Genomic DNA, 22,525 nt, shown 5'->3' with positions numbered 1-22,525 from the left:
GGGTCGCCCGCGTAACTTGGGGGGCATGAATCGCCAACAGGAATTCGTCCTGCGCGCCATCGAGGAGCGCGACATCCGCTTCATCCGCCTGTGGTTCACGGACATCCTCGGCTACCTGAAATCGGTGGCCGTCGCCCCCGCCGAGCTGGAGGGCGCCTTCGAGGAGGGGATCGGCTTCGACGGCTCGGCCATCGAGGGCTTCTCCCGCGTGTCGGAGGCGGACACCATCGCCCGCCCCGACCCTTCGACGTTCCAGATCCTGCCGTGGCGCCACGACGACCAGGAGCTGCACACCGCCCGGATGTTCTGCGACATCTCGATGCCCGACGGCCAGGCGAGCTGGGCGGACCCGCGCCACGTGCTCCGCCGCCAGGTGCAGGCCGCAGCGGACCAGGGCTTCACGTCCTACATCCACCCGGAGATCGAGTTCTTCCTGGTCGATTCCCTCGACACCGACGGCCAGCCCCCGGTGCCCACGGACAACGGCGGCTATTTCGACCAGGCGGTGCACGACAAGGCGCCGGATTTCCGTCGTCACGCGATCAATGCCCTCGAGGCGATGGGCATTCCCGTGGAGTTCTCGCACCACGAAAACGCGCCCGGCCAGCAGGAAATCGACCTGCGGTACGCCGACGCGCTGAGCATGGCGGACAACGTGATGACGTTCCGCTACCTGATCAAGGAAGTGGCCATGCGCAACGGCGTGCGCGCCACCTTCATGCCCAAGCCGTTCGCGGATCAGCCGGGCAGCGCGATGCACACGCACATCTCGCTGTTCGAGGGCGACGACAACGCCTTCCACGACCCCGACGACGAGCATCAGCTGTCGACGACGGCCCGCAGCTTCATCGCGGGCATCCTCACCCACGCGCCGGAGATTTCCGCGGTGACCAACCAGTGGGTGAACTCCTACAAGCGCACCGTCTTCGGCGACGAGGCGCCGACCGCCGCGACGTGGGGCCTGGCCAACCGGTCCGCGCTGGTGCGGGTGCCCATGTACTCGCCGGGCAAGGCGGCTTCGCGACGGGTCGAGATACGTTCCGTCGATTCGGCCTGCAACCCGTACCTGGCGTACTCCGTCATCCTCGCCGCCGGCATGCGCGGCATCCAGGACGGCTACGAATTGCCGCCGCAGGCGGAGGACAACATCTCGGAGCTGACCCGCCGCGAGCGCCGGGCCATGGGCTACCGCGATCTGCCGACGTCGCTGGAGGAGGCGCTGCGCGAGATGGAGCGCTCCGACCTGGTGGCCGACACCCTCGGCGACCACGTCCACGAGTTCTTCCTGCGCAACAAGTGGCGCGAGTGGCGCGAGTACCAGAGCCAGGTCACGGCATGGGAGCTGCGCACGAACCTGGATTACTAGGCACCCGGATAACCGGGCCCCCGAATGGCAGAACGGCATAGCAGAACGGCGAGCACGACATGGTGATGAGGAACCGCCCCCGCACGTCCCGGCAGACGGTGCCGACCCCGGCCGCACTCGGGTTGGCGGACTCGGAGCGTGCGGCGGCAGACCTGAAGGACCTCGGCTGGTACGACGAAGACGGCCTCGAGCTGTTGTGGGGCCTGGCGGGCGCCGCCGATCCGGAGCTGGCCCTGACGTCGCTGGTGCGGCTGAAGGAGAAGCTCGACGCGGGCGTCGGGTCGGGGGAGCTGCCGCAGTGGGCGTCGTGGTCCGCGCTCGACGCCGCGATGCGCCAGCAGGTGCTCATGCGCACCCGCGTGTTCGCGCTGCTGGGCGGGTCGTCGATGCTCGGCGACCACATGGTGGCCAATCCGACGACGTGGTCGCTGCTGCTGGCGGATCTGCCGACGCGCGCGGACATGTTCCGCGACATGCTCACCGCGGTGGAGGCGCGGCCGGAGACCCCGGTGCGCACCGACGATGAGTCGGTGAAGGAGGCCGCGGATCTGGAGTACCGGGAGCCGACGGCGTCGTCGCCGGATCTGGAGGAGGCCGGCCTGTACCGGGCGGGCGTCACCGGCCGCGACGCCGACGTCGCCATGAAGCGGACGTACCGCAACCTGATCATGCGCGTGGCGGCGGCGGACCTGGCGGGGACGTACCCGCGCGGCCCGCGCCGCCCGGGGCAGCCGCCGGTGCCGTTCACCCGCGTCGCCGAGGCGCTGTCCGATCTGGCGGACGCCGCCCTCACCGCCGCCCTGTCCGTGGCGGTGGCCACGACGTACCCGGATGCGCCGGTGTCGACCCGCCTGGCGGTGGTGGCGATGGGCAAGTGCGGCGCCCGGGAGCTGAACTACATCTCCGACGTCGACGTCATCTTCGTCGCCGAGCCCGCCGATGCCCGCGCCACGCGCCTGGCTTCGGAGTTCATCCGGGTGGCGTGCCGCTGCTTCTTCGAGGTCGACGCCGCGCTGCGCCCGGAGGGCAAGTCCGGGGCGCTGGTGCGCACGCTCGATTCGCACAAGGCGTACTACAAGCGGTGGGCGCAGACCTGGGAGTTCCAGGCCCAGCTCAAGGCCCGTCCCATGACCGGCGATCTGGATCTGGGCAAGGACTACGTCGAGGCGCTGTCGCCGCTCGTGTGGACGGCGTCGCAGCGCGACTCCTTCGTCGAGGACGTCCAGGCCATGCGCGACCGGGTCATCGAGAACGTCCCCGATGACCTGAAGAAGCGCGAGCTGAAGCTCGGGCGCGGCGGGCTGCGGGACGTGGAGTTCGCGGTGCAGCTCCTGCAGCTGGTGCACGGGCGTTACGACGAGACGCTGCGCGTGCTGCCCACCGTGCAAGCCCTGGATGCGCTGGTGGAGGCCGGTTACGTGGGCCGCGAAGATGGGCGCATCCTCATCGAGTGCTACGAGTTCATGCGGTTGCTCGAGCATCGCCTGCAGCTGCAGAAGATGCGCCGCACGCACACGCTGCCGCCGGACGAGGACGTCGGCGCCCGCCGGTGGCTGGGCCGCGCCGCCGGCGTCACCCCTGCGGGCTCGGAGAATTCGGCGGACGCGCTGGCCAAGCGGATCCGCGCCACGGGACGGCAGATCCGGACGCTGCACAACAAGCTGTTCTTCCGTCCGCTGCTCAACTCCGTCGTCGAGCAGGACATCGGCACGATGCAGCTGTCCGCCGACGCGGCGAAGCGGCAGCTGGCGGCGCTGGGCTACCGCTACCCCGACCGGGCGTACGACCACCTCTCGGCGCTGGCGTCGGGAAGCAGCCGCAAGGCGCGCATCCAGGCGATGCTGCTGCCGACGCTGATGGAGTGGTTGTCCGACACGGCGGAGCCGGATGCGGGCCTGCTCAACTACCGCAAGCTCTCCGACGTGCTGGTGGACAAGACGTGGTTCCTGCGCACGCTGCGCGACGAGGGCGTCGTCGGCGAGCGCCTGATGCACATCCTGGGCACGTCGCCGTATGTGTCCGGGCTGCTGGTGTCCTCGCCGGACACCATCAAGCTCTACGGCGACGGTGCGGCCGGGCCGAAGCTGCTGGACACCGATCCCGGCACCGTCGGTCGGTCGCTGGTGGCGTCGGCCAACCGCCACACGGATCCCGATCGGGCGATCGCGGTGGCCCGTGCGCTGCGCCGCGCGGAACTCGCGCGCGTGGCGTCGGCGGATCTGCTGGGTCTCATGGACGTCGAGGACGTGTGCACGTCGCTGTCGCTGGTGTGGGACAACGTGCTCGAAGCCGCGCTGGCGGCCGAGATCCGCGGGTGGAAGGAGCAGCACCCGGATGAGCCGGTGCCGGCGATCATCTCGGTGATCGGCATGGGCCGCCTCGGCGGCGGCGAACTCGGCTACGGGTCGGATGCGGACGTGATGTTCGTGTGCGAGCCGGCCGTGGGCGACGACGGCGAACCGGTGGTCGACGACAACGATGCGGTGCGCTGGTCGATCGGCATCTGCGACGCGCTGCGCCGGCGCCTGGCCAAGCCGAGCCAGGATCCGCCGTTGGAGGTCGACCTGGATCTGCGCCCGGAGGGGCGGTCGGGTCCGCCGGTACGCACGCTGGACTCCTACCTGGCGTACTACGAGAGATGGGGCGAGACCTGGGAGATCCAGGCTCTGCTGCGCGCGACGTGGATCGCCGGGGACAGGGACCTGGGGGAGAGGTTTCTCCACGGCATCGACAAGTTCCGGTACCCGGAGGGCGGGGCGTCGGAGGAGGTCGTGCGCGACGTGCGCCGCATGAAGGCGCGCGTGGACAACGAACGGCTGCCCCGCGGAGCCAACCGCCGCACGCACACCAAGCTCGGGTCGGGCGCGCTGACCGACATCGAGTGGACGGTGCAGTTGCTGACGTTCATGCACGCCCACGAAGTGCCGGCGCTGCACAACACGTCGACCCTGCAGTGCCTGAAGGCGCTTGCCGACGAGGAGATCCTCTCCAAGGAAGACGCCGACACGCTGCGCACGGCGTGGTTGACCGCCACCAACGCCCGCAATGCGCTGGTGCTCACCCGCGGCAAGCGGACCGACGAGCTGCCGCAGCCGGGTCCGCATTTGGCGCAGGTGGCCGGCGCGGCCGGGTGGGATCCGGACGACAACACCGGGTTCATGGAGAACTACCTCCGCGTCACCCGGCACTCCCGCCGCGTGGTGGACCGGGTGTTCTGGGGCGAGGAGAATCCGGCGCACGACTGACGGGCCGGCCTCGGGCGGCCTCGGGCGGGCCCGGCGCAGCCTCGGTCTGGCCCAGACCGATCCCGGACCGGCCCCGGACCGGCCCCGCACCGGCCCCAAGGAGGGGGAAACTCCCCAAGACCGGGGCCGATGGGCCATAATGACCCGAATGGAGAGCAGGGTCGATTACGCATCCCGCCCGGACTTCGGCGCACACGTCGGACGTCTGGGCGAGGCGGAGCTGCGGAGGCTCCTGCGCGTCGCCTGCCCGGGCGTTCCCGTCCCGGGGTCGCGGACCGAAACCGCCGAGTTGCTGATGACGCGCGAAGCCGCGCAGACCGCCGTGTCCGCCGCGACGCCGGATGTCCTGGCCGCGGTGAAACTCGTGCATGTCCTGGAGGATTCCGCCGCCGTCGACGACATCGCGGCCGTCGCCGTCTGGGGGTCGGAGGCCGACGCTATGCCGCACGACGGCGATCAGCCGCCGTCGAGCGTCCGCGCCCCCGCCACCCGCGCCGACGTCGCCGGCCTGATGGGCCGCGCCGAGGATCTCGGTCTGGCGTGGCAGGAGCCGAAGGGCGTGTGGAACGTGCCGCCGCACGTGTCCGAGATCCTGGTCCAGGATCCGACGATGGCGACGCCGGTCGAGTGCCTGCTGGAATTCAACTCCCGTGCGGAGCTGCTGCGGAAGATGGAGAACCTGGGGCTCGTCGACGCCGCGGAGTTCGACCGCGAATCGGTCGCCGGCCGGGTGGCCGACCAGCTGGACGGGACGGTGCTGCGCTCGAAGGGGCCCGGGGTCCCGTCGGACGCCGAGCTCCTGGCCCGGCTGCGCGAGTTCCTGTGCTCGCCGCGGCGGGTCCGCGCGCTGGTGGCGACCGCGCCGCATGCGATCCAGAAGTCGCTGCTCCTGTTCGCCCGCGAGGGCATTTTCCTCGACGCCCGCGAGTGGGGCGACCGCCGCGCCGACGCCGTCGAGTGGGCGGTCGAGCATCTGCTGGCCGTCACCTTCGAGATGCCCACCGCCATCGACGGCGGCGGCAACCCGGAGATTCCCGATTCGGCGGGCGCTCCCGATGCTGCGGGTGCCGCCGAGGTGCCCGCGTCAGTGGACCCTGCCGAGTCTTCCGGGGCGGCGGACGCACCCGGCATTGCCGAGACCGACGAAGCTTCCCGGGCAGCCGAGACGCCGGAGGTCGACCTCAATGCGTCGCTGATTTCGCCCGTCGCGCTGGCGCTGAAGCTGGGCCGGCTGTACCTGCCCACCCCGCACCCGGAGGAGCCGCGCCCGGCGTGGGCGGTTCCGGAGGCCCAGGTCGACGCCGCCACCTCGGCGGTCGCCGTCGCCACGGCCATCATGCAGCGCTGGGAGGACGGCGGTTACCTGGGCGCGGGCGGGCTCCACGAGTTCACCGGCGCCGTCGCCGTCCATGACTTCGCCGCGTCCATCGGCGCGGATGATGCGGTGGTGCACGAGGTCGTCGGCATGCTCGCCGCCGCGGGCTTCATGCACCCGGTCAGCGGCCAGCCGACCGCCCGTTCGGCGCAGAAGTGGTTCTCCGCCGACGCCTCGCGCCGCTGGGCGTGGCTGGTCGCCGGCTGGCTGCGCGGCCCCGACCGCTGGGTCGCGGATGAGGCGCCGGAAAGCTGGATGCCCGCTCCGGAGCTGATGGCCGACGTGGCCAAGCGCGTTCGTCGTGAAGCGGTCATGTTCGCCGCCCGGCTCGACGAGGGGATGATGTGGTACCCGTGCTGCATCGAATCGCACCTGGGCTGGACGTGCGGCGCGCTGTTCGAGGGCCTCGAGGACATGTGGGGCATGCTCCTCCACCGCGTGATGCAGGGCATGCGCGTGCTGGGGCTGCTGGTCGACGGCGCGGCGGGGATGCCGGTGCGCGCGGTCGCGGCCGCGATGGGGCACGCGTGGCTGTCGGGGCAGGACCCGCTCGTCGACGAGGCCGTGGACATGATCGCCGGGGAGACCGGCGACTTCGTGCCCGTCACGCGCCGGGCGCAGCTGGTGACCCCGCCGAACGTGCTGGTCGCCGACCGCGTCGAGCTGGTCGCGATGGTCCGCGGCGTGCCCGGCCACGACCTGGCGGTGACGCTGGATTCCGTCGCGCATCGCGAGAAATGCGGCACGACGTCGCTGTGGGTGTTCACCGAGGAATCGCTGGCCGCCGCGCTCGAGGACTACGAGGGCGACGTCGCCGCGATCCTCGAGGCCGTCGGCCACGCCACCGCCGCCGGCCCGTGGTTGCGGATCCTGCGGCACCGGCTGCGGGCCGTCGAGGAAAGCGCCGGCATGGAGCTCCTGCTTCCCGACGACCCGGCCGACGAGTGGTTCGGCCCCGACGTGGCGGATGATGCGGACGATGAGGCGCCGCCGCATGGCCCCGTCCGGGAAGATGCCGCCGAGGAGGCCGCGCTGTTCGACGTCGTCGGGGTCGATGACGTCGTCGTTGGCGAAAACGGCGTGGTCGAGCCCCCGTTGTTCGACATTCCGGGCGTGCGGCCGTCGGCGTCGCTGCTGGGCGAGTCCGCCGATGGGGAGGACGGCGTCGACCGCGACGGGGATGGCGGTGTCCGTGGCGGAGGTGCCGGTCATGGCGAGGGCGATGGCGATGCCGGTGCCGGTGCCCGTGATGGGGCCGATCGTCTCGGTGACGCGGCCGGTGCGGCCCGTGCGGGCGACGAGGCCGGCGAGAACGGCGACGTCACCGATGGTTTCGGCGGGTCCGGTTCGGCGGACGCGTCCTACATCGAGGATCCGCTGCGCCGCCCCGATTCCGGCAGCGGCCCCGGCGTGCCCACGCAGCCCCCGCTGTTCTGATCCCCGCCTTGTCGCCCTGCGGCCCGTAGCGGGCGGAGGGGGCGAGGTTCGGGGCGCCCGGTGCGGTTCGGGCCGAGGGGGCGAGGTTCGGGGCGACCCGGTGCGGTTCGGGCCGAGGGGGAAAATCGCGCTCGGGGTTGAGTTCGAGGTGACCCTTAGGGCCGTTTCGGCGCCGTGGCGTTCATGATCAGCGGCGTGGCGATCTCATCCGCGAATGCGATCTGCTCCTCCTCCGTCGCGAGGCTGAGCGGCCCGCCGGGGGAGACCACGATCGATTGGGTCATGCGGGTGAGCATCGCCGCGACCGTCGCGGCATCGAAGTCCGGCTCCTCGTCCGGGGCCAGGTGGCTCGCGCGGATGTCGTCGATGAGCAACCGCAGCGTCAGCGTTCCCAGCTCCACGACCTCGGCGGCGTCGGTGGTCAGGGCCTTGCGCGTCTCATCCGCGTCGGCGCGCTGGAGCCGGTGCAGCAGGGCGTTGCCGTGCAGCTCCGACATCGCCGCGATGATGATCGCCCGGATCTTCTCCCGTGCCGTCGACGGTTCCGGGGTGTTCAGCGCGGCGACGAGCCGGCCGAGCGCGCGGTGGCTTTCACGGCGGTACGCGGCGGAAATGATCTTCTTGCGTGGCCCCAGGTGCCGGTAGAGGGTCGCTCTGTTGACCCCGGCGGCGCGGGCGATCTCGTCGGTGGTGGTCCGCCGCACGCCCGTGATGCAGAACTGCTCCACCGCGGCGTCGAGGAGTTCATTGGCGGCCGGGTCGAGCTCGTCGCCGAGGCCCAAGAGCTCGAAAAGGCCGGCGGTGGTGCTGTTCGTCTGCATCCTGGAACTCCTTAGCGGGGGTGAAGTGCGGCGGTGGCCACGGAAACACGCTATCCGATCCGGTCTTTGACCGGCGCCCGGGCGGGCCGGGGAACGGCCCGTAAATTTCCGGTGAAAAATCATCTCGGCTATGCAACAATGCAACCACAACAGTTGAACTGTTGTTTCATGTTTTTCATAGTTTGCATCCGTGGCCGGGTTCCCGAGCCGTCACGGTGCAGGTTCCGGGGCAGGGACCCGCAGGTCACGCCCTCGGGGAAAGGTGGGCCGAAGAGATGGCCGTTGACACGAACGCCGCGGGACATCGCGCGCCGGACTTGCCCGGGGCGCCCGCGTCGCGCAGCCCCCGGCGCATCGCGGGCGCCATCGCGCGGCGCAATGGCGCGGGCCGCGAGTACCGCGCACTGGCGGACTTCATCGGCGAAAGCGGCATTTACGCCGGCGCCGGCGCGACCGTGATCTACCAGTTGGCGCTGTACGGCGTCGGCAAGGGAGTCGCCGAGCATTCCACTACGACGGACCGCCCGTTGGACCGGCTCCGCACCACCATGCAATACGTATACGCGGTGAGCCTGGGCACCGAGGAGGAAAAGCGCAAGATCGTGCGCCTCGTCAACAAGGCCCACGTGCCCGTGCGGAGCGAACGCCATGGGTACACCGCCTTCGACCCCGAACTTCAGCTCTGGGTCGGGGCGACCCTCGTGCGCAACACCAGGTGGTTCCGCGACTGGATCTGGGGGCCGGAGAACGCCGCGGCCGAGGAGAACCTCTACCGCGAGGCGCAGATCTTCGGCAACGCCCTCCAGGTCAAGGAGGAAATGTGGCCCGGCGATTTCGAGTCGTTCGAGGAGTACTGGGACGACATGCTGGACAACCGCATCAGCACCGACCCGGAAATCGTGCGGTACGTCCACCGGCTCGTCGGAGGCCGCGACGCCCCGTGGCCGGTGCGGCTGCTCATGCCGCTCAACGCCTTCATCACCACCGGCATCCTCGACCGGAGGGTGCGGGACCTGTTCGAGCTTCCCTGGAGCCCCGTCGACGAACGTCGCTTCCGCCTGCTCATGAAGACGGTCGCCTTCGTGTACCGCCTGGTGCCCGCGCCGCTCCGCACGGTGCCGGCCCGCCTGTACATGGCCGATCTGCGCCGCCGCTTCAAGGGCGGGAAGCACGTCATCTGACCGGCGGACCCCGGCGCGGCGGCGTCGCAAAGCGACCCCAACCGCCGGAGCGCCACCGCGCCAGGGAAGTCCGGCCGCACCCGACACCCCGCCGCACCCGAAGCTCAACCGAGCCCCGCGTGGCGCACCACAAATCACGTGGCGCACCCCAAATGACGCGGCGCCCCCGAAATCACACGGCGCACCCCAAATAAAAGGAACGACGAAAGGAACCGACATGACCACCGCAACCCCGGAGAACACCGACGTGAAAACCACCTTCGCCAGCCTCGACCCGCGCGACGGATCCGTCATCGCGGAATACCCGCAGCATGGGCCGCAGGAGGTCGGCGCCGCCGTCGGCCGCGCCAGGCAGGCCCAGAAGTGGTGGTGGAACCAGGGCCCGCGCGGCCGCAAGCGCTGGCTGCTCGAATTCAAGAAGGCGCTGGCGGCGCGGTCCGAGGAACTCGCCTCGGTGATCGCGCGCGAAACCGGGAAGCCGCATGACGACGCCCTGCTCGAGGTCCTCCTGGCCATCGAGCACCTGGATTGGGCGGCCAAGAACGCGCCCAAGGTCCTGGAGCGCGAGAAAGTCGGCACCGGTGTGCTCATGAGCAACCAGAAGGCCTACGTCGACCGCATCCCCTTCGGCGTCGTCGGCGTCATCGGCCCGTGGAACTACCCGGTGTACACCCCGATGGGCTCGATCTCGCATGCGCTGGCCGCCGGCAACGCCGTGGTGTTCAAGCCGTCCGAGATGACGCCGGGCGCCGGCGAATTCCTCGCGGACACCTGGCGCTCGCTCGGCGCGTCCGGCCAGATCATCGAGGTGGTCACCGGTTACGGCGACACGGGTGCGGCGCTGGTGGAGTCCGGCGTGGACAAGGTCGCATTCACCGGTTCGCCGCGCACGGCCCGCAAGATCATGGAGTCCTGCTCCAAGAACCTGACGCCGCTGGTCATCGAGGGCGGCGGCAAGGACGCGATGATCGTGCTCGACGACGCCGACCTCAAGGCCGCCGCCCAGGCCGCCGCCTTCGGCGCCTTCGGCAACGCCGGCCAGACCTGTGTCGGCATCGAGCGCGTGTACGTCGTGGAGAAGGTCGCGGACGCCTTCATCGACGAGCTGCTGCGCGCCATCGACGGGGTCCGCCCCGGCGCCGGCGAGGGCTGCCATTACGGGCCGATGACCCTGCCCGGCCAGGTCGACATCATCCGCCGCCACATCGACGACGCCCTGGCGCACGGCGGCGTCGCGCTGCGCGGCGGCCCCGATTCCGTCGGCGAACGCTACGTCGAGCCGGTGGTCATCTCCGGCGTCGACGAGCACGCCGCCGCGATGCGCGAGGAGACCTTCGGCCCCGTCATCGTGATCAACCGGGTCGCCGACGAAGATGACGCGGTCGCCCGGACCAACGACTCGACCTACGGCCTCGGCGGCTCCATCTACACCGGCGACACGCGCCGCGGCGAGGAGATCGCCTCGCGCCTGGTGTCCGGTGCCGTGAGCGTCAACGGGATCATCGCCTTCGGCGGCGTCGGCTCGCTGCCGCTGGGCGGCGTGCGCGATTCCGGCTTCGGCCGGATCCACGGCGCCGATGGCCTGCGCGAGTTCACGCGCCCGCGCGCGGTCACGGTGGAGCGGTTCAAGGCCCCGCTCGACCTGATGAACCTCAAGCGCGACCCCAAGGCGATGAAGACCGTCCGCCAGGTCATCCGCTACATGCACGGCGGGGGCAAGCGATGAAGCGGGGCGGCATGGTTACGGCGAAGCACAATGGCGCCGACGTGAAGCGCAACGGCGCCAACGTGAAGCGCAACGGCGCCAACGTGAAGCGAAATGGCGCGGGCATCCGCGCGGAGTCGAAGGCGCAGCGCCTCGAGCGGCTCAAGGGCCTGGATCCTGAGCGCGACGCCGAGGAAATCCACTACACCACGGTCTGCTTCGACTTTCCGTGGGATTACCAGCGGGCCCTGGAGTTCGCGCTGTTCCGCACGTACTGCGTGCCGTCGATCGCCGACGTCCTGGTGCAGAGCGACCAGTTCCGGCGCGAACCGCAGAAGCGCTACGACGACACGTCGCTGCTGATGGTCCTCCCGCTGGAGCACGGCCTGGACTCGCGGCGCGGCAAGGATGCGCTGAAGGTGATCAACGCGCAGCACGCGCGGTATGACATCACCAACGACGACATGCTCTACGTGTTGGGCGCCTTCATCTTCGAGCCGCTCGAATGGATCGACCGTTTCGGCTGGCGCCGGCTGCTGCCCGTGGAGCGCGAGGCGGCGTTCCATTACTACCGGGCGTTCGGCAGGCGCCTGGGCATCCGGGACATCCCGGAGACGATGGGGGAGTTCCGCGGCTGGTACGACGCCTACGAGGAGCGCAACTTCCGCGCGAACCCGAGCAGTGCGGTGATCGGCAAGTACACCGTCGACTTGTACTGCTCGTGGTTTCCCGGGTTCCTGGCTCCCGTCGTCAAGCGCAGCGTCGAGTCGCTGATCGGCCCGTCCATGACGCGGTGCTTCGGTTTCCGCCGCGCCAACCCTGTGCTGCGCGAGGCGCTGGAGCTCGGCCTGCGGATCCGCGGGATGGCCCTGCGCCCGACGCCGTCGCGGAAGAAGTCGAAGTTCCCGCACACCGCCGCGAACACGCTCACGTACCCCGGTTTCGACGATGACTCGAACGTGCTGGCAATGGGCGCCGTCCCGCTGCGCGAGGGGGCCGTGGTGGGCGGCCGGGGGTGCCCGGTGCACTGACCGCACCGGTTGATCAGGGGGGGGGAGCTCCGCCGCCGGCCGGGGGTCGGCCGGCGGCGGAGCGCTCATGCAGGTCGTCGGTGCTTTCCGACGGAGCCCGTCGGTGTCATTCGCCGCAGTTCGAGGAGCGGCCGCGTCATTCCCGGAAAAAGTCCGCCGAACCGTATGACCTGTGTCACATATATGATATGTTATCGCCAACCAAAGCAGGATTGGCCGGCCGAACCCTGCGCCACTGCGATCGCCAGTGCACCAACGGAAGAGGAGAACTTCCATGTCAAGCCCCGAAAACGCCTCGGCGGCGACGATGGATCCCATCGCCCCGCCCGAGCGTCCGCCCCGAGCCGCACAGGGCGGCGCGGCGAAGCTCATCGAGCCGTTCAAGGAGTTCGCCTCCGAGATGGGCAACCTCGTCGGCTTCTCGGTCTACGCGATCTACCGCATGATCGTCGTCTGCCTGACGTTCCGCCTGTCCCTGAGCGAAGTCCACGATCAGTCGCGCTTCATCTCCCGCGTGTGCTCCGTGCCCGCGCTGCTGCTGACCATCCCGGTCGGCGCCCTGATCGCGATCTCCGTCGGCAACCTCGCCGGCAAGCTCGGCGCCGAAGGGTACTCGGGCGCCGCGACCGGCATGGTCATCGTCGGCCAGGCGGCCGCCCTCGTGTGCGCGCTGATGCTCGCCGGCGTCGCGGGTTCGGCCATCACCGCCGACCTCGGCGCCCGCAAGATCCGCGAGGAAATCGACGCGATGGAGGTCATGGGCGTCGATCCCGTCGACCGCCTCGTGGTCCCGCGCCTGATCGCGACCATGCTCGTGGCGGTGGCCATGTGCTCGCTGGTCGCCTTCGCCGGCGTGATCGCCACGATGCTCTACCAGGTCTATTACCTGAAGGGCAACGGCGGCGAGTTCCTGGCGACGTTCTCCGCGTACTCGCGCTCCTCCGACCTCATCGCGTCGTTGGTCAAGGCGCTGTTCTTCGGCCTGGCTTCGGCGCTGGTGTGCACGTTCAAGGGTCTCATCGCCAAGGAAGGCGCCTCGGGCGTCGCCGACGCGGTCAACGAGGCCGTCGTCATCGCCTTCGTCGTGGCCTTCGTGGTCAACACCGTGCTCAGCCAGCTGTACTCGGTGCTCGTTCCGGCAGTGGGGAATTACGTATGAGCGCCCGCGAACACGACGCGTCGGCCACCGACGCCATGAGCACCGGGGCGGCGACCGCCCCCGAGAAGAAGGCGCCCGCCGGCGCGGCCGCGACCGGCGGGGGATCGGCCGTCGGCAAGCCGATCCGCGCGGGCCTGGAGTCCCTGGCCTCCGCCGGCGACTACATGGTCTTCGCCGGCCGCACCATCGCCGGCATCCCGCGGGCGATCAAGCACCACCCGAAGGACATCTTCCGCCAGGTCATCGACATCAGCTTCGGCACCGCATCGGTGGCCTCGGGCGGTGGCACTCTCACCATCGTCGCCGCCATGTCCGTCATCGCCGCGATGATGGTCGGCGTCGAAAGCTACCGCGGCCTCGACCTGATCGGCCTGTCGTCGCTGTCCGGCGTGCTGTCCGGCGTGGTCAACACGCGCGAACTCGCCCCGGTCATCGCCGGCATCGCCATCGCCGCCAAGGTGGGCACCGGATTCACCGCGCGGCTCGGGTCGATGCGCATCTCCGATGAGATCGACGCCCTGGAGAGCATGGGCATCCCGCCCATCCCGTACCTGGCCAGCACCCGCACGGTCGCGGCGCTCATCTGCGTCGTCCCGCTGTACCTGATCGGCCTGCTGTGCTCCTACGTCACCACTCGCCTGGTGGTGGTGTGGTTCAACAACGGTTCGGCCGGCACCTACGACCATTACTTCCAGCTCACCGTCACGGTGGGCGACGTCTTCTACTCGCTGCTGAAGGTGATCATCTTCGCGCTGCTCGTGGTGATGATCCACTGCGCCTACGGCTACTTCGCCTCCGGCGGGCCGGAGGGCGTGGGCCGGGCCGCCGGCCGCGCGCTGCGCACGACGATCCTGGCCATCGGCTTCGCCGACCTGATTCTCACCTTCACCTTCTGGGGACTCATTCCCCGCGTCCCGGGATTGGGGTTGACATGACCGAAAAGCACGGAACCCCGTCCTCGGGGCAGGAAACGCGCGCGGCCGGATCGCCGACCATCGAGCTGTCGCCGATCCGCGGGCCCTTCGCCCGCAGGAAGCCCGTCGCGCAGCGCTCGGTGCTCGGCCGCGCCGCCACCGGCGTGCTCGGGTTGATCGTCGCGGTGGCCACCGCCGTCACGGCGATCCAGTGGGGCAACGGCGCCTTCGACCCGACCATCAGCGTCAACGCCGTCCTCCCGGCCAACGCCGGAAAGGTGCTCAGGGGGTCCGAGGTGCGCTACGCCGGCGTCGCCGTCGGCGAGGTCGGCGGCGTGGACGCCGACCCGCGCGAGACCCAGCTGGAGCTCGACATCCACAAGGACCGGGCCGACGCCATCCCGGCGAACGCCGTGGCCCGCGTCGTGCCCAGGACCTTCTTCGGCGACGTCGCGGTGGAGCTGTCGGCCCCGCACGATGCCGCGGCCGCGGACGGCGCGATCTCCGAGGGGATCCAGCTCGCCGCGGACACGTCCCCGGACGCCGTCCAGCTGTACAACATCTACACGTCGATGGTGCGGCTGATGAACGCCGCGAAACCGGATCAGGTGAACAGCATCCTCGACGCGTCGGCCACCGCACTGCGCGGAAACGGCGACGCGCTGGGCGCCAGCGTCGACCGGCTCGCGGGCCCCGTCCACGACGCCGTGGGCGACGTCCGCGCGCTGATGGCGGCGGTGCCCGAGATGCGGGGGCTCGTCGACGAACTGAACGCGGCATCGCCGAGCGTCCGGCAACTCATCCGCAACGCCATCACGCTCTCGGAGACCGCGAACGAGCATCCCGACGGCATCGGATCCCTGTTCGCGGCCGCCGTGGAAACCGGCGACGCCAACGCCGGGCTGTTCCTGGGACGCGAAGAGCAGCTGGTCACGTTCATCGACCACGCCGGGGCGCTGACCCAGACCCTCGGCGGCAACACCCCGAACATCCGCACCTCGCTGGAGTCGATGGACCGATTCGCCCAGGCCGGCTACACGGTCATGCGCACCGGCCACTTCACCATCACCGCGGTGCCCAGCTTCGCGGACCCGATGCCGTACACCTCCGCCGACTGCCCGAGCTACGGGGACACCCCCGGCGTCTGCGGCGGCGCGCTGCCGCCGTCCGCCGGAGGCGCCGCCCCCTCCCCGGCGGGGCAGGGGACGGAAGGCTCCGGTTCCGGAGGCAGCGGCGACTCGCTCGGCGCGAAGCCGGCGGCGTACGTCGTCGACCCGGCCGGGAACAAGAACCTCGCGAAGATGGAGAAGTCCGTCGGCGGCGACCCCCGCCGCGGCCCGTCGCCGGCCATGGCCCTGATGGCCGGCCCCATCGTCCGCGGCACGATCGTGGAGGTGCACTGATCATGGATACGACGATGACCAATACCCGCCCCTTCCGGGGCAAGGGAATTTCCTGGGGGCTCTTCGGTTTCGCCCTCTCCGCCGTGATCTGCCTCGTCCTGATGCTCAACACGCTGGACCAGCCGGTCGCCGGCGGCGACCGGGAGTACCACGCAGAATTCACGGACATCGCCGGCCTGGCCAAGGGCGATGCGGTGAACATCGCCGGCGTTCGCGTCGGCAAGGTCACCGGCATCGACGTCGAGCCGGGGCCGGATGGCACGAGCATCGCCCGGGTGGACTTCATCGTGGACAAGAACGTCCCGGTCCCCGGCGAGGCCCATGCCGCGGTGCTCCACGGGGACATGCTCGGCCTGCGCTACCTGTCCCTGTCCGCCGATACGCCGAGGACCGGCCCCGCGCCCTTCGGCGATGACCGCGACGTGGTCCAGGTGGCCGACCAGCGTCCGCAGGGCGCCGACTCGTACATGGCGGAAGGATCGACGATCCCCCTGAACCGGACCGTGCCGCCGGTCGACCTCGCGGATCTCTTCAACGGTTTCAAGCCCTTGTTCGAGGCTCTCGAGCCGTCGCAGATGAACCAGATGAACCGCACCATCGTCGAAGCCTTCGAAGGAAGGCAGGGCGCGATCGAGGAACTCGTGCGCGCGGTGGGCGACGTCGCCGGACCGTTCCTCCGCGAGGAGCAGGTCGTCACGGAACTCGTGGGCAACCTGCGGGAAGTGGCCGGCACGACGAAGGACAACAAGGAAGAGATCAAGCGAATGAGCGACGCGCTCGCGACGAGCCTCGGCGGGATCACCCAGAGGAACGAGCAGCTGGGCACCCTCCTCGACCAGGCGGGGCCGTCCATCCTGTCGATCGGCGCGATGGTCCAGAACAACGGCGGCCGCATCCAGGCGACGCCCGGCGAGCTCAACCGCATCGGCGACACCTACAACGCCAACGACGAGCAGTTCACGCAGGCGCTGACCGGAGGTTCCGAACTCACCCTGAGCCTGGAGAACATGGCGTCCTACGGAGGCATGGCGATGCTGTACATGTGCAACTTCACCGTCAGCGAGGGGTCGGTCGAAGCCAACCTCTTCGGTGACCGGTACACGCCGATCTGCAGGGGGATGAAACAGTGAACGCAGTCAAATCCCTGAAGGACGCATTCGCCGGCCTCTTCGAGGACCCGCGGCACCGCACGCGCGGCAACCCGCTGTTCATCGGCGTCGTCGGCATCGTCCTGATCATCTCGCTCCTGGCCATGGTCGCCATCGTGCCGATGGCCAGCTACATGCTGCGCTCCGCCTCGTGGCGCGCCGGCTTCACCAACGTCGGCAACCTCCGCGTCGGAGCCCCGGTGCTGATCGCCGGCGTCCCGCAGGGGCGCGTCGAAAAGCTGCACATGGCGGGCGACCACGTCGACGTGGAATTACGCGTCGACCGCAGCCTGGAACTGGGCGACCAGACCACCGCGAAGATCGGGCTGAAGTCGATCCTGGGCAACTCCTGCCTCGACGTCACCCCCAGGGGAATCGCCGACGAGGACCAGCCGCGGACCATCCCCACGTCGCGGACGCTGCCCCCGTACACCCCGGACAACCTCGGCGCCGACATGCAGAAGGTCCACGAGGAGTTCGACCCGGAGCTGATGCAGCGGATGATCCGGACGCTGCAGGAGGCGATGCCGGAGGATACGCCGGAGAACCGGCAGTCCATCGAAGCCGGTGCCGCGGCACTCGAGTCGCTGGCGGGGCAGTCGGGCAACTTCGACGCCCTGCTGAAGACGGCGACCGAGCTGTCGGTCACCGCCGTCGAGCAGAAGACGACCATCGAATCGGTGCGCGGCCAGTCCGCGGCGCTCATGCACGTGCTCGCCGCGCGCAGGGCCAAGCTGGGCGAACTCATCCGAGCGCTGGAGACGCTGCTGAGCAACTATTCCGCGCTGACGCGCGACCATGGCTCGGAAATCGCCGCGCTCATGCCGAAGTACAGGAAGGTGACCGAAACCCTCAAGAAAAACCGGGACAACATCGACGCCATCCTCAACCAGCTGGCCCCGGGCGCGCGCAACATCACCTCCGCTTCCGGCAACGGCCCGTGGTTCGACGTGACCACGCCGACCGGTCCGATCCCCGACAACTTCCTGTGCACCCTGGGTGCTTTGAGTGGGTGTGAATATGAAAAGCAGTATTAAGAACATCGTTCTCGGAGCGGGGCTGTTCGCCCTGGTGGCCGTGGTCATCATCGGGCTCATCGCCGTCGTCGGCGGAAACAGCCGCGAAGTGACCGCCAAGTTCAGCAGCACGTCCGGCCTCTTCGAGGGATCGCCCGTGCGCATCATGGGCGTCGAGGTCGGCACCGTGACGGAAATCAAGCCGGTCGGGGACCAGGCGGAGGTCGTCATGAGCCTCGACGACGACATCCAGCTGCCCGCCGACGTCGGCGCGTACGTGATGACGCCGTCGGTGGTCGCCGAGCGTTTCGTCGAGCTCAGCCCCGCCTACCAGGGCGGCCAGGAGCTCGGCGCCGACGAGGCGATCCCGCTGGAGCGCACGCACGCGCCCCTGGACTTCGGAAAGATGATCGACAGCATCGACGTGATCACGCAGGGGCTGTCGCAGGCCGGGTCCGAGGAAGGCGGCGCCGCGCTGAACGATTTGGCCGGCGGCATGTCCGCGAACTCGGAGGAAATGGCCCGCAGCCTCGACGCCATGATGAGGGCCACCTCCGTCGTCGGCGCCCGCAGCGAGGACATCGGCACACTGCTGGAGAACCTGCAGCTGATCATGGAAGCCGCGGGAGCCAACAACGGCGAGCTGACGCAGCTGCTGCGCGACTCCAACAGCGTGGCGAAGGCGATCCAAGCCAGCGAGACGGACATCGGCACGTCGATGGCCGACCTGAAGACCCTGCTGGAGGAATCTTCCAAGATCGCCTCTGAGCATGGCGAAGACGTGGCGGCGACCGTCGACGCCAGCGCGGCGCTCGGTGGCGCGCTCGCCGATCAGAAGGTCAACCTGGCCGAGCTGATCGACACCCTTCCCCTGGGCATGCAGAACATCACCAGGTCCAGGTCGGAAGACGGGCGCATCCGCATCCGCCTGAACGTTTCCACGGCGCTGGAGCAGTTCCCGGCGTTCAAGGAAGTCTGCGCCCAGCACCCGCTGCCGATGTGCCTGGCGCCAGGCGTCACCAACCCGATCCCGGTTCCGTTCGCGGACCCGAGGACGCCGAACATCATTGACGGGCTGAATTCCGCGGCCGCCGGAGGTGGACGATGAGCGACGAAAACCGCAAGACCGACTCGAAGAAGAACGAGCGCCGCGCCAAGCGCGACGCCCGCAAGGCGGGTGCCACGGCCGTCTCCGGCCCGGGCCCGTCGATGGGCGGCGGTTCGTCGGTCTGGCACAGGATCACCGAATCCCCGTTGATCCTGGCGACGCTGTCGTTGAGCGCCATGCTGCTCACCGTCATCCTGCTGTGGAACACGTCCCTGTATTCGATCCCGATGGGCCGCAACAACGGGCCCGACACTTACCAGGTCACGGCGAACTTCACGCGCGTCGACCGTCTGATGGAGGGCGCGGAGGTCCGCTGGGGCGAGCAGGTCATCGGCCGCGTGTCGGACCTGGGCACCGAGGGCGGTCTGGGCCAGGTGACCCTGAACCTCGACGAGGGGATCGACGTCCCGGCCAACGTTTCTGCGACCCTGGAGGTCCCCTCCGCTCTGGGTGCCCCGTTCGTCCGGATCCGCGACCGCGAGTACGACGAGCAGGCCCGTCTGGCGGGCGCGTCCGGCCAGCCCGGCATCCTGTTCCACGATCCGATCCTGGAGCTGAGCTCCCAGCCGTCCAAGGCGACGGGCTCGCTTCGCGACGGGGCCGTGATCCCGGAATCGCGGACCGCCACCGGCCTCGACGTCGCCCAGCAGCTTGCCGCGATGGCCGAGCTTCTCAACGGGTCGACGATCGACAAGATGCGGACGTCCCTCGACGAGTTGAGCAAGGCCATGGACGGCCGCGGCGAGAAGGTCGGCACGCTCACGGATGACGCCCTCGCCATCACGGGCGACATGCGCGCCAACTCCGGCGATTTCACCACCATGATCCGCTCGGCCAACGAGCTGACCCGCACGCTGAAGGAATCGCAGGGCGACATGGAGCGGCTGACGAAGTCGGCCACCCCGGTCCTGGAGTCCCTGGCCGGCCAGCGCGACCGGATGGGACGCCTGGTGGATCAGGCGAACTACTTCTCCGGCCTGGCCAACGCCGCCCTGCAGGCGTCGGACGGCGATTTCGGCCCGCCCGCCGAGAATCTGCTGTCCATCATCGAGGCGACGGATGCCTTCAACGGCCAGGTCGGCCCGCTGCTGGGGAACATCAACTCGCTGGTTCCCGCGTTCGTGTCCTCCGTCAAGGGCGACTACCTGACCTTCGATGGCGCCCTGCTGATCCCGGAGAGCATCGATCAGATCATCACGGGCGGCCGCGGCCCCGAGTCCCTGCTGCCCGGGGGCGGCGACATCGACCCCGAGCGTCCCGATCGCCCGGGTGTGCCGCCGCGCACCGGTGGTTTCCCGCCGATCGACCGGATCCTCTCCGGCGGCCTGGCGATCGAACCTCCGGGGCCGGAACTTTCCCCGCAGCCTCCCAACCAGAACGGACAGTGACATGGGTGGAACGAACAATCGCGTCCTCATGTGGGCGCAGGCCGTCGCCATCGCCTTGATCAGCATCGTGGCGCTGGTGCTCGGCTACGCGATCATCGCGCCGACGAACCCCCTGGCCGGTGGCAAGACCCTCACGGCGCGTCCCGACGACGCCGAGGGAGTCGTCTCCGGCACCGAGGTGACCCTGCACGGGATCCCGGTGGGCAAGGTCACGGACGTCAAGGCCCGCCGCGACGGCGCCGACATCGACATTCGCCTGGATCCAGGCATCGAGGTTCCCGCCGACGCCATCGGCGTCGTCGAGGCGGTCGGTGCCATGGGCGGCGTCAGCCTGTCCCTGGTCAGCGGCGCGGCCGCGACCGAGGTCAAGCAGCGCCGGCTGTCGTACGGCGAACGGCAGGCGGCCCCCGCGGCACCGGACTTCTCGCACGCCTCCGGGTCGCTTGACGACGGCGCCGAGTTGCCGATGCCCGCCGACGCGCAGGCAGTCACGCTGGACGAGTTGCTGCTCCGGGCCCAGTCGACGCTGCGGACCGTCGATCCGAAGGACGTCGGCCAAGTCGTCACCGCGACCGAGCAGATCATCGGCGGACGCGGCGAGGAGCTGGCGGGCTTCATCCGCAATGCGGACGTCATCACGCAGATGCTCGCCGAGCAGGCGCCGACGTTCCGTTCGCTGGTCACGGGGACACTGCCCGCGCTTCACGAGCTCGGCGGGCCCGACTACGACATTCCGGGCACGGCCGAATGGCTGCAGCGCATGACCGGGCAGCTGGTGCAGAACTCGGATTCGTGGGTGTACATGCTCGAGGAGGGCGCCGGCGACATGGAGGACATCGCCGGGATGTCCGAGGCCCTGACCGAGCCGTTCGGCCCCTTGCTGGTCAACGGGGCGACGGTGGCCAAGGTGGCCGCGGATCGCGATCCCGCGATGAACAGCATGTTCGTGGATCTTCCGGATGCCCTGAACACGATTTCCGGGACCGTGCGGGGAGATCGCGCCGACTTCATCCTGATCGGTGCCCAGGGGCCCGTGTGCTTCTACGAGGTTCCCCGGCGGGCGCTTGACGAACCCGGCCCGAAGCCGCCGAACGTGAACCGGTACTGCCCGACGACGGAGCAGTCGGGTCAGCGTGGCCCGGCGACCGCGCCGAGGCCGGACTCGCTGGGCATGTCCAACTGGACCCAGCCCGGATCGATTTCGGGCCCCACAATTCCCCCGAACCCGCTGATCATTCCCGATGGGGATGAGATCATTGGTTATTGGCAGAATCTACTCGAAGGAATCAGAAGGTAATGAGCAGCAATTCATCCGGCATCGACCACAACGGCCCCGTGGGGGATTCCTCGGGTGATGCAGCCCGTGACTCCTCCGATGTGGTCGGGAACGAAATCGAGTCCAAATACGACGGCAAGGTGAAGACCAAGGCCAAGTACGAGGACGAAGACAGAAGCGCCGAACCGTACGTGACCGGGAAGAAGGACGGGCGACGTTCCTCGCCGGCGGTCTGGATCGCCATCGCGTTGGTCGCGACGTTGGCGGCCATTGGACTTGGGGTGATGGCCTTCATGCAGAACCGCGCGGAAGACCGCCGCGACCAGGCCCGGGACGCGGCGGTGGAGTACACCGCGGCGATGGCGACGTACAGCTTCGATGACCTGGAGGGCAACAAGAAGAAGATCATGGAGAACTCCACCGACGAGTTCTCTTCGAGGTACGAGGAGACCGTCGGCAAGCTCAACGAGCTGATCACGAAGGGCGAGGGATCGTCGACCGCCAAGGTCCCGCATGCCGCGGTGAAGGAGATCGACGGGGAAACGGCAACGGTGCTGGTCTTCCTCAACCAGGAGGTCAAGAACGTCGTGGCCCCCGAAGGCCGCGTCGAGCTGAGCCGCATGGTGGTGACCCTGAAGTGGGGCGACGGCAGGTGGTTGCTGGACAACGCCGAGGTCGCCTGACCGAAGGCCTCTGACTGAGGTGGCTCACTCCGAGTCGCCTCGCCGAGGCGGCTCCATCCGAGCCACCCGAGCCCAGCCGCCAGAACAGTGCCACCCGAGCCCAGCCGCCCGACCGGGATCCTCCCGGTCGGGCGGTTCCGTCTTCGACGAAGAAGCCGCGCGTCCCGGGACCGGCGAAGTAGATGCCCGGGCACCGACGAAGAAATCACGGACGAAGAAGTCACCGACGAAGAAGCCACCGACGGAGAATTTGAAGACGGCAAAACGCC

General features: G+C 69.4%; 16 protein-coding genes. 15 read left to right on the top strand and 1 reads right to left on the bottom strand.

Features of this window, described 5'->3' with window-relative positions; translation table 11 throughout:
* Positions 1-25 precede the first annotated feature (25 nt).
* From glnA to CHAN_RS09145, 3 genes are all read left to right on the top strand, one after another.
* Positions 26-1,366: a type I glutamate--ammonia ligase gene (gene glnA / locus CHAN_RS09155; protein WP_193388829.1), complete on the top strand. Its 1,341-nt coding sequence runs from the start codon at positions 26-28 to the stop codon at positions 1,364-1,366.
* Between the two features lie 59 nt (positions 1,367-1,425).
* Positions 1,426-4,611, top strand: coding sequence for a bifunctional [glutamine synthetase] adenylyltransferase/[glutamine synthetase]-adenylyl-L-tyrosine phosphorylase (locus CHAN_RS09150; protein WP_377748462.1), 3,186 nt, complete (start codon positions 1,426-1,428; stop codon positions 4,609-4,611).
* Between the two features lie 148 nt (positions 4,612-4,759).
* Positions 4,760-7,423 (top strand): hypothetical protein, encoded by a 2,664-nt coding sequence (locus tag CHAN_RS09145; protein ID WP_290288980.1) that lies wholly within the window; start codon positions 4,760-4,762, stop codon positions 7,421-7,423.
* A 155-nt stretch (positions 7,424-7,578) separates the two neighbouring features.
* Here the strand turns inward: CHAN_RS09145 and CHAN_RS09140 are convergent, their stop codons facing one another.
* On the bottom strand, positions 7,579-8,244 hold the full coding sequence (locus tag CHAN_RS09140; RefSeq protein ID WP_048741779.1) for a TetR/AcrR family transcriptional regulator: 666 nt from the start codon (positions 8,242-8,244) through the stop codon (positions 7,579-7,581).
* A gap of 275 nt (positions 8,245-8,519) precedes the next feature.
* Here CHAN_RS09140 and CHAN_RS09135 point away from each other — a divergent pair, with 275 nt between their 5' ends.
* From CHAN_RS09135 to CHAN_RS09080, 12 genes are all read left to right on the top strand, one after another.
* A complete protein-coding gene (locus CHAN_RS09135; RefSeq protein WP_082144378.1) occupies positions 8,520-9,425 on the top strand; it encodes an oxygenase MpaB family protein in 906 nt (301 codons plus the stop codon).
* A gap of 217 nt (positions 9,426-9,642) precedes the next feature.
* Positions 9,643-11,151, top strand: coding sequence for an aldehyde dehydrogenase family protein (locus tag CHAN_RS09130; RefSeq protein WP_290288974.1), 1,509 nt, complete (start codon positions 9,643-9,645; stop codon positions 11,149-11,151).
* An 11-nt stretch (positions 11,152-11,162) separates the two neighbouring features.
* A complete protein-coding gene (locus CHAN_RS09125) occupies positions 11,163-12,161 on the top strand; it encodes an oxygenase MpaB family protein (RefSeq protein ID WP_290288973.1) in 999 nt (332 codons plus the stop codon).
* A 400-nt stretch (positions 12,162-12,561) separates the two neighbouring features.
* Positions 12,562-13,320, top strand: coding sequence for an ABC transporter permease (locus CHAN_RS09120; protein WP_241485405.1), 759 nt, complete (start codon positions 12,562-12,564; stop codon positions 13,318-13,320).
* Positions 13,317-14,255: an MlaE family ABC transporter permease gene (locus CHAN_RS09115; RefSeq protein ID WP_290288971.1), complete on the top strand. Its 939-nt coding sequence runs from the start codon at positions 13,317-13,319 to the stop codon at positions 14,253-14,255. The genes CHAN_RS09120 and CHAN_RS09115 overlap by 4 nt, the downstream gene beginning before the upstream one ends.
* Positions 14,252-15,637, top strand: coding sequence for an MCE family protein (locus CHAN_RS09110; protein ID WP_290288968.1), 1,386 nt, complete (start codon positions 14,252-14,254; stop codon positions 15,635-15,637). The genes CHAN_RS09115 and CHAN_RS09110 overlap by 4 nt, the downstream gene beginning before the upstream one ends.
* Positions 15,638-15,651: 14 nt before the next feature.
* Positions 15,652-16,767: an MlaD family protein gene (locus CHAN_RS09105; protein WP_290288966.1), complete on the top strand. Its 1,116-nt coding sequence runs from the start codon at positions 15,652-15,654 to the stop codon at positions 16,765-16,767.
* The gene (locus CHAN_RS09100) at positions 16,764-17,822 is read left to right on the top strand and encodes an MlaD family protein (protein WP_290288963.1); all 1,059 of its coding nucleotides are present in this window, start codon (positions 16,764-16,766) and stop codon (positions 17,820-17,822) included. Before CHAN_RS09105 ends, CHAN_RS09100 begins: the two co-directional genes overlap by 4 nt.
* A complete protein-coding gene (locus CHAN_RS09095) occupies positions 17,806-18,909 on the top strand; it encodes an MlaD family protein (protein ID WP_065421477.1) in 1,104 nt (367 codons plus the stop codon). The genes CHAN_RS09100 and CHAN_RS09095 overlap by 17 nt, the downstream gene beginning before the upstream one ends.
* Complete coding sequence (locus CHAN_RS09090) at positions 18,906-20,297, top strand: MCE family protein (RefSeq protein WP_048741803.1); 1,392 nt, start codon at positions 18,906-18,908, stop codon at positions 20,295-20,297. The genes CHAN_RS09095 and CHAN_RS09090 overlap by 4 nt, the downstream gene beginning before the upstream one ends.
* 1 nt (position 20,298) lies before the next feature.
* Positions 20,299-21,594 (top strand): MlaD family protein, encoded by a 1,296-nt coding sequence (locus tag CHAN_RS09085; RefSeq protein WP_082144380.1) that lies wholly within the window; start codon positions 20,299-20,301, stop codon positions 21,592-21,594.
* Positions 21,594-22,256, top strand: a complete 663-nt coding sequence (locus CHAN_RS09080) for an Rv1363c family protein (RefSeq protein ID WP_290288959.1) — start codon at positions 21,594-21,596, stop codon at positions 22,254-22,256. The genes CHAN_RS09085 and CHAN_RS09080 overlap by 1 nt, the downstream gene beginning before the upstream one ends.
* Positions 22,257-22,525 lie beyond the last annotated feature (269 nt).

This window comes from Corynebacterium hansenii, from assembly GCF_030408795.1.
Taxonomy (GTDB): Bacteria; Actinomycetota; Actinomycetes; order Mycobacteriales; family Mycobacteriaceae; genus Corynebacterium; species Corynebacterium hansenii.
The sequence above is the reverse complement of the archived record's forward strand: the minus strand, read 5'-3'. Positions and strand labels throughout refer to the sequence as shown.